We start from the raw sequence: 8,907 nt of genomic DNA on the forward strand, positions 1-8,907 counted from the left end.
GATCAGGGAAGAAGCGTGCGTGAAGCCGTAGAAGAAGCAGCAAACATTCGCCTTCGTCCAGTTTGTATGACAATGATTTGTGCCATTTTAGGAGGTATTCCTTTGGTTTTGGCCAAAGGTGCTGGCGCAGAAGCTCGTATAGCCTTAGGTTGGGTTATCGTTGGTGGCTTAGGTTTAGCAACTATTTTTACGCTTTATGTCACACCGGTTGTTTATCTTTTTTTAGGGCGTTTTATAAGACCAAAAGCAGAAGAAGATTTACGTTTAACAAAAGAACTCAATCAAGTTAAATGATGTATATGATAGAAAAGATTTGAAAGTTTATTCTTGTAAAAATATCATTTTCGGATCTTATCCTTTTATTTTGTATATTCCTTCATTTTTATGTGAGCAGTGAAAATAGCGAGCAATAAAGGAGGTGTTTTCTGCTTTGTTATTGTTTGGGCATAGATTTCATTATCAATAACCGTATAGGATAAGCTTATGGGAGATAGCTTTTCGATTCGAAATGAAATGGCTTTTGAAGCCACATTAAAAGCTTTAAGAAACCATGCCGCAAAGGATGGGGTCTATGATATTCGTCGGCATTTTGTAGAAGATGAACAGCGTTTTTCCCATTTTTCCCTCAGACTTGATGATCTTCTTTTCGATTTTTCAAAATGTGGTGTGACATTTAAAACATTGCAACTTCTAGATGATTTAGCGGTCGCAGCAGATGTGTTAGGCCGGCGTGATGCAATGTTTTCTGGTAAGGCGATTAATACAACTGAAAAACGCTCAGTTCTTCATATTGCATTACGTTTACCTGCTGATGAAATTTTCATGTTGGATGGTCATAATCTTATTCGCGATATTCAAGACGTCCTTGAAGATATGGAAAGATTTTCTGAAAAGGTGCGTGATGGAAGCTATAAGGGAAGCAGTGGCGAGAGAATAAGTGATATTGTCAATATTGGTATTGGTGGTTCTGATCTTGGTCCTGCAATGGTCACATATGCTTTAAAACCTTATCATGATGGTCCACAGTGTCATTTTGTTTCGAATGCTGACAGTGCCCATATTTCTGATACTCTCTCTATTTTGAATCCAGCAACAACGCTGTTTGTCATTGCTTCTAAAACTTTTACAACGGCTGAAACAATGGTCAATGCTCAAGTTGCACGTCAGTGGATTTGTTCACATTTAGGAGAAGAAGCCGTTTGTACGCATTTTGTTGCTGTTTCAAGTGCGCTTGATAAAGTGGCAGAATTTGGCATAGATTCCACAAGAGTTTTTAAATTTTGGAATTGGGTTGGAGGACGTTATTCAATTTGGTCAGCCATTGGACTTGTTGTTATGTTTGCAATAGGTGGTGGAAATTTTCGCCAATTTCTCAATGGTGCTTTGCAAATGGATCAACATTTTAAAACTATGCCTTTGCATAAAAATATTCCTATTCGTTTTGCTCTTTTAGGATTCTGGCATCGTGTTATTTGTGGTTATTCATCACGTTCGATCATTCCTTATGCACAGCGTTTAATACATTTTCCAGCTTATTTACAACAGCTTGATATGGAATCAAATGGTAAACAAGTCTCGCTGGATGGAAAACCATTAAGTTTTTCAAGTGGTTCAATTGTTTGGGGGGATTCAGGAACAAATAGTCAACATGCTTTTTTTCAGCTTCTGCATCAAGGAACAGATATTATTCCTGTAGAATTTATTTTATTTATAAAAGGGCATGAGAAAAAATTACATTCTATGTATGAGATGTTGCTAGCAAACGGTTTAGCACAATCAAAAGCCTTGATGAAGGGGCGTAGTCTTGAAGATGCTCGGCATATCTTGATAAAAAATGGAGTTGATGAGGGTGAAGCAGACCATTTAGCACGTCATAGAAGTTTTAAAGGAAACCGTCCCAGCATTACGCTGGTTCAAGATTCATTAACACCTTTTGCACTCGGTCGTCTTATTGCGCTTTATGAACATCGCACTTTTGTTGAAGGGATTTTAATGAATATTAATTCATTTGATCAATGGGGTGTTGAACTTGGTAAAGAATTAGCAAACGAGTTACTACCAATTCTTCGTGGAGAAAGTAAAGCGGATAATCGTGATAGTTCAACATTAGGGTTGCTAGCACATATTCAAGCAAGACGTGCAAAATAATATAATTTTACAGTAGGTTTTGTACTAACTAAGCAAAAGTAGAAGGAGGAGAAATATGAGATAATTCTTTAATTTTACTATGCCTTCTCTTATTATCTGGATTAGATTTATGTAACAGAAAATCAAAAAAGTGCAAAAATTGTAAAAATGAGAATTTATTCGCAAAAACGATAAAGACCTTTGAGAGGTCTTTGAAGACCCTTTGAGCCCCCCCTTAAAATCCTTCGAAAAAAATAAATTGGTACAAAACCTGCTGACAAGCTACAACCGGAAAGCTACGATTAAAGACAGTTTTAATAATATCGCTTTATAAACTGTGGCGGAGAGAGAGGGATTTGAACCCCCGATAGAGTTGCCCCTATGCCGCATTTCGAGTGCGGTGCTTTCAACCACTCAGCCATCTCTCCATAATAAAGTGAAACAAAAATCGGCACTATTTGAGTGTATAAGGGGTAGATAACCTTCAATTGTTTTTGGTACAACCTTTTTTTCTTTTTTATGGGACTTTATTGACAGAGAATAGAAATTCCTTCATATATACAAAATATAAGCGTGGGGAAATCTGCGCATATTTGTGTTGAAGAAGGTTTTATCCTTCTTTGGGATCTATTACGACTGATAAAAAGCAGCCTATTTTCCCTTATTTCAAGGCAGAAATTAAATAAGAGCTGGAGTGAACGGAAGGATAAAAAATGTTCGCAGTCATTAAAACTGGTGGTAAGCAATACCGCATTGTTGCTAATCAAGTGGTAAAAGTTGAAAAAGTTAGTGGAAATGCGGGTGATGTTGTTGAATTCAATGACATATTAATGGTTGGGCAAGAAGGTAATGCGGTTATTGGTACCCCTGTCGTTGCTGATGCATTGGTGACAGCTGAGATTTTAGAACAGGCACGTGGGCGCAAGGTTATCGCATTTAAGAAGCGCCGTCGTCAAAATTCTAAACGCACGCGTGGCCATCGTCAAGAATTTACGAGGCTTCGTGTTTTAGAAATTTTAATGGGTGGTTCAAAACCTAAAAAAGTTGCTGCGAAACCGATAAAAGAAGAAGAAACTACACCACAAGAAACAAAAGCTGCTGCTTCTGTTGAGAAGACGGCTAAAAAAACGGTTGAAAAAAAGACTGCGCCGCAGAAGAAAGCGTCTGTAGCATCAAAGAGTAAGAAAGATTAAAGGAGAGCGTCTATGGCACATAAAAAAGCTGGTGGTTCCTCGCGTAATGGTCGTGATTCAGAATCGAAACGTCTAGGCGTTAAAAAATTTGGTGGTGAAACCGTTATTGCCGGAAATATTATTATTCGCCAGCGTGGTACACGTTGGCATCCTGGTAACAATGTTGGTATTGGAAAAGATCATACGCTTTTTGCATTATCAAATGGAAAGGTTTCTTTTCAACGCAAAGCGGGTAATCGTTCCTATGTTTCAGTCATTCCTATGCTGGAGGCAGCAGAGTAATCTGTAACACTCTCTAGCAATCAACAGGATTTCATTGAATTATAGTTGTGGTTTTATAAGTATTAAAAGGGAAAGATAGAGTCTTATCTTTCCCTTTTTGCGTTGGTACTATAATAAATGTAGAAGATATACGAAAAAGGTACAATTGAGGAAATGGCTTTTCTCAATGAGGGAAAGAGTTTGTGCGATGTTATGTTAGTATTTAGTCCTGAACATATTGATATTATGATAGAATTTGTTGATAAATTTCTGTATAATAATAGTGAGAGAGACTTTCTTTTTATGCATGAAGAAGTGTCTAGTGATTTCTTATAAGAGAAGCAGTTTGTTTTCAGAAAATTATGAGAAATTTAATGAGAGCATTCTTTATGTAATCATTTTGATAAAGATGGGTCTTTTTATCGGCATTGTGGTATTGATGAGTTGTCATACTGTTTTTAGGTGGTAGTGTGGATAGGTGTGGCTATTCATTTAAAAAGACATAGGGATAAAAAATCCATAAGAAGGCAGCCAAAACGACTTTGAAAGTGACGTGCATTAAGGAATTTTCGGTAAATCAAGAGTGAAATTATATTTTTAAGGAGGACGGTGTTTAAAGATATAAAAATAACCAACGTGCAATCAGCGCCCTTCAAGAATATTTTTTCTGATTTCACTATTATTGTGTATTGTTGAAAGTAAATAAGCATAAGAGCTAGGGTTAAGGCAATCATTGCGTTTCATTTTTTACTTTATTTATCTTATTTGTAGAGTTTTTCTTTATTTTAGTAATTGATGATGGTGCTTGGGGGGGGATGTTCGTACTTTGCAAATGTGCGACAGAGGGTATTGTGTATTTGCGATATTGATTGAAGTAAAGGTGTAGCTTAAAATATATAAATATTATATATCGAGGGTTTGATATCATAAGATGGGCAGCACGGAATTTTAAAGATGATAAGTTGCATGGAGCAATTTGTAATTATGTAATGAATTTATAAAGAGGGATAATAGGTTAAATAAACTTTGAGGAATCAATCAAAATATTAGCTGAAGTTACGGATGATTGGGAAGGATGCTTTCTTGTAGGAAAAATAATGAAAAGTTATGTTGAATAACTTAGGATAATGAGAGCGTTTCGAAAACATAGTTTTTCAGGTGATTGGTTCTGTAGAAAATGGGGTTTTGTCTTTGTAAAGTAAAAGAGTAAGAGGTAGATTTGCTTATAATGGTTTTAAGCACTTCGCTAGATAATAATATCCAATTGTTTTATCGGTTATATTGAGGTATTTAAGCACCTCACTTAGCTATATTCCGTAAAATATAAATAAAGCTGTGGTGGTATTTATAGCTTGTATTTTGGGAAATGCAGCTTTGAAAAGGAATGTGTCAGAGATATTGGTGTTCAAATGTGAGGCAATTTGAATTCATGATGAGATATGAGAAAGCAGAAGCAATGAATGTAGATTTTGCTGATGGTGAAATCTTGTCTATAAGATCTGTACAACTTGCAGCTGCTTTTGATCATAAAAATGATGCAATTTATGCTGCTGCTGAATTGCTTGTGCAGGTTGGTGCAGTTGATAAGTGTTATCTGGCAAGCATGCTTGCACGTGAAGAAACAACCAATACTTGGCTTGGAAATGGTATAGCCATTCCTCATGGTATGGCTGAAAATCGTGATTTAATTATCAAGGATGCTGTTGCTGTTATACAGGTTCCTGCTGGTGTTGAGTGGCAGGATGGCAAGAAAGCATATTTGGTTATTGCCATTGCAGCGTGTCCAGATCGCTATAGAGAAATTTGTAAAAAATTGACGTCTCTTTTATTTGATAAAAAACAGCTTGAAGTACTTGCAACAACTATGGACAAACAACAAATTGTTACAACTTTGTTTGACCAAAATATGAAGATAGAAAAAACTTTTATTGGTGACCTTTCTGTGTGTCAGGAATGGACTTTAGATTATCCAAGTGGTCTTCATGCACGACCAGCTTCTCTTTGGGTTGATTTTGCGAAAAAGGCTCAAAGTTCCATCAGAGTTCGCCATGGTCAATATACCGTTGAAATGAAAAATTTGGTTGGTTTATTGCAATTAGGAGTAAAAAACGGTGATGTTCTGATTTTTTCTACAGATGCTGCAGAAGGAGCACAACTTCTCAATGATGCCATTGCTATTGCAAAAAAAGTGAGTATTAGTGAAAAATGTCTGATGAGAGCAATGGAATCTCAAACAAAGGCTTTTCATGGTTGGTATCCACGCTCTATGCAAAAAGGCATTTCTGGTGTTGGAGCGAGTTCAGGATTAGCATTTGGTAAGATTTTTGTTTTAAGGCAAAATGATATTTCCATAATAGATCAGCCAATTGATTTTGCAGCTGGTGCAGCATGTCTTGAAAATGCTCTTACAAAAACAAAACATAAAATGGCATCTGTGATTTCTGATATTACAGTGCGTATGGGAGCAGATTCTGCTGCGATTTTTTCTGCGCAAATGGTTTTGCTTGAAGATGAAAATTTAATAGCTCAAGCTTGTCGTTTTATAGCGGAAGGTCATGGTGTCGCTTGGTCTTGGGATAGAGCGGTTCGTCAATTTTCAGATATGTTTTTTAAGGTAGATAATCCTTTGTTAGCAGCACGTGCTGTTAATTTAGTTGATGTTGGTCGACGTGTTTTAGGTGAAATCAATCCATCCTATAGATCGTTCTTTTTAAATGATATTCCACATGGTGTAATTCTGGTTACAAATGACCTTTCTCCTTCTGATGTAGCACAACTTGATTGTACAAGGGTAAAAGGATTAGCAACAGCATGGGGAGGTCCATTATCTCATACAGCTATTTTGGCGCGTACTCTTGGTATTCCAATGGTTGTTGCTGCAGGTGATGATATTTTAGCAATTCAGTCTGATATTCAGGCTATTATTGATGGCGATAACGGGTTTATTTACCTTAATCCTACGCTTGAAGACGTTGAAGATGCTCAAAGGCATATTGATACTGTTGCGCAAAAACGTGTCAGTGAAATAAATGCATGTAGATTACCAGCGCAAACGACAGATGGTCAAAGAATTCGTATCATGGCTAATGTCAACTACGCAAATCAGGTTCCTGTTGCGCTTGATTTAGGGGCTGAAGGTGTTGGACTCATGCGCACGGAATTTTTGTTTTTAGAGAATCCATATATTCCGGATGAAGAGCTACAATTTAATATATATCGGGCGATGATTACAGCTGTAGGAGATAAGCCATTAATTATTCGTGCACTTGATATTGGTGGAGATAAACAGGTTACGCATTTACATTTATCTAAAGAGGACAATCCTTTTTTAGGTGTTCGAGGAACGCGGCTTTTGTTACGTCGACGTGATCTTTTGGTGCCTCAATTACGTGCTTTATATCGAGCGGCAAAAGAGGGTGGAGATCTATGGATTGTGTTTCCGATGGTCATGTCTGTTTCAGAGATTGTCGCTATAAAAAAGATTGCAGAGGAAATCCGCAACGATGTTGATGCACCAAAATTAAAACTTGGTATTATGATCGAAGTTCCAGCAGCGGCCATTATGGCAGATGTATTAAGCGCCCATGTTGATTTTTTTTCAATTGGAACCAATGACCTAACACAGTATACAATGGCTGTTGATCGGCAAAATCCATACCTTGTGTCTGAAGCTGATAGCCTTGATCCAGCAGTTTTGCGTATGATTTATCAGACTATTCAGGGAGCTGCACAACATAAGTGTTGGGTTAGTGTATGTGGTGGTATGGCTGGAGATCCTTTTGGTGCAATGATTTTGACTGGATTGGGAATTAATGAGCTTTCTATGATATCTTGCGATATTTCTCCAGTAAAGGCGTGTTTACAGACTCATAGTTTTGAAGATATGAAAATTTTAGCACAAAAAGCATTACAATGTGAAACTGCACGAGCTGTACGTGCTCTAAGCAAGGATATAAGGTGATAAAGAACATTAAGGGAAAAGAACGAGCTCATTTTGCAGAGTAATCAGATCTTTAGTGCTGTAAAACATTATCCTTTAAGACGATTATTAACAACATATTAATTTATAATGGTAATTTATCGTTTTACATAATGAGAACTCTAAATATCGTAAGGTTTTTTCGTTTTAAATTTCTCTATATTAAATTAATAAAAATTATTCTTTTATACATTACAAGGAGGAGTAATGTATGGATAAAAACACTTTAGGAAAGAATAAATGCCTTTTATGCATTCTCTTAAATAGCAGGGGATGTTGCAACATTAGGGGATAAATAGCGTGATCGTACTTGGCTTTTCCTTTTTATTTAAGAAAAGATGATGCTATCCAATAGATTTTATACCACTCATAGACACCGTATGAGGTAGATGTGACAAGCTTTAAGAGATGTTTTTTAACAAACGTGTGGATGAGAAAGAAAATATATTTTTAGAGTATTCTGTTTTGTTATGAGACCATATCCCACTTAAAGAATGCGATAATCAAAAGTATGAAGTAATACGTAATTTTTTTTAAATAATGGAGACTACTTTAGATATTTTGAAGACTGTAACGCTGAATTTAAAAATATATGGTAAAAATGAAAACAGGTTTGCATTTTTATGATTTTGTATTTGATCAAAATGAGACTATTTTTTCATTTTAGAAAATAAAATATATTCATACATATTAAATTAAAAATGCAAAGTTTTTTTCTGAATTTTATTTTCTTTAGTATCAACTAAATATAGAAGTGTGAAATTGAATAGAGGATTTAGAATAGGGCTTATTATGTAATCCTATGAAAGAGAAAACTGATACCATCACACTATTTTACAGCTCTCAATGTTGCAAAAATTCGTGCTATTTAAGAAAATGCATAAGAGCCGCTTATCCTCTCTTAAAATGTTCTTCCCCCACATAGCATCCCTTCCTATGACGTATAAGTAAGTGATTTTAATTATTTGGTTGTGTAAAACTATGGACTGTATGCTAATTTTAAGAGAAGTATTTTTTTGTGAAGCAGAAAGTGCGTAAATGAGCATGAAAGTTTATAACTGGTGACAATCTTTTTATTCTCATTATTGTATTCTACAAACCTATCCACGAAAAAAGTTTTTTCTTAAAAAGAAGGGATGTGCTTGTTATTCAACAGATAAAAGCTCTTACTTTAATAAATGAATTTGTTTTTTGGGTTTTGAATGTATAGTTTAGACTTGCACGTTATTTCTTTCTGGGTATAGTGCGAACTTCTGGAGAGATGGCCGAGTGGTTGAAGGCGCACGCCTGGAACGCGTGTATATGGGAAACCATATCGAGGGTTCGAATCCCTCTCTCTCCGCCATT

General features: G+C 36.0%; 5 protein-coding genes and 2 tRNA genes. 6 read left to right on the plus strand and 1 reads right to left on the minus strand.

All coding sequences use genetic code 11. From position 1 onward, the window contains the following. Both ACFIL8_RS06245 and pgi read left to right on the plus strand, forming a co-directional pair. A partial coding sequence (locus ACFIL8_RS06245; RefSeq protein ID WP_375689156.1) for an efflux RND transporter permease subunit occupies positions 1-294 on the plus strand: 294 nt, incomplete at its 5' end. A 189-nt stretch (positions 295-483) separates the two neighbouring features. Further along, complete coding sequence (gene pgi / locus ACFIL8_RS06250; protein ID WP_375628411.1) at positions 484-2,148, plus strand: glucose-6-phosphate isomerase; 1,665 nt, start codon at positions 484-486, stop codon at positions 2,146-2,148. A gap of 317 nt (positions 2,149-2,465) precedes the next feature. Here pgi and ACFIL8_RS06255 read toward each other — a convergent pair. Then, positions 2,466-2,555, minus strand: a tRNA-Ser gene (locus ACFIL8_RS06255). 285 nt (positions 2,556-2,840) lie between these two features. Between ACFIL8_RS06255 and rplU the strand changes: the two genes are divergently transcribed. From rplU to ACFIL8_RS06275, 4 genes are all read left to right on the plus strand, one after another. After that, positions 2,841-3,320, plus strand: a complete 480-nt coding sequence (gene rplU, locus ACFIL8_RS06260; protein ID WP_375629522.1) for a 50S ribosomal protein L21 — start codon at positions 2,841-2,843, stop codon at positions 3,318-3,320. A 12-nt stretch (positions 3,321-3,332) separates the two neighbouring features. Next, positions 3,333-3,602: a 50S ribosomal protein L27 gene (gene rpmA, locus ACFIL8_RS06265; RefSeq protein WP_100130483.1), complete on the plus strand. Its 270-nt coding sequence runs from the start codon at positions 3,333-3,335 to the stop codon at positions 3,600-3,602. 1,408 nt (positions 3,603-5,010) lie between these two features. After that, positions 5,011-7,542: a phosphoenolpyruvate--protein phosphotransferase gene (gene ptsP, locus ACFIL8_RS06270; protein ID WP_375672090.1), complete on the plus strand. Its 2,532-nt coding sequence runs from the start codon at positions 5,011-5,013 to the stop codon at positions 7,540-7,542. A gap of 1,273 nt (positions 7,543-8,815) precedes the next feature. Beyond that, positions 8,816-8,905 (plus strand) — tRNA-Ser (locus ACFIL8_RS06275). Positions 8,906-8,907 lie beyond the last annotated feature (2 nt).

The sequence above is a fragment of the Bartonella sp. AP57NXGY genome, assembly GCF_042195805.1.
GTDB lineage: Bacteria > Pseudomonadota > Alphaproteobacteria > Rhizobiales > Rhizobiaceae > Bartonella.

Excerpts from the sequence above, each read along its gene's own strand:
- pgi (WP_375628411.1), top strand. The coding sequence starts at position 484 with ATGGGAGATAGCTTTTCGATTCGAAATGAAATGGCTTTTGAAGCCACA.
- rplU (WP_375629522.1), top strand. The coding sequence starts at position 2,841 with ATGTTCGCAGTCATTAAAACTGGTGGTAAGCAATACCGCATTGTTGCT.
- rpmA (WP_100130483.1), top strand. The coding sequence starts at position 3,333 with ATGGCACATAAAAAAGCTGGTGGTTCCTCGCGTAATGGTCGTGATTCA.
- ptsP (WP_375672090.1), top strand. The coding sequence starts at position 5,011 with ATGATGAGATATGAGAAAGCAGAAGCAATGAATGTAGATTTTGCTGAT.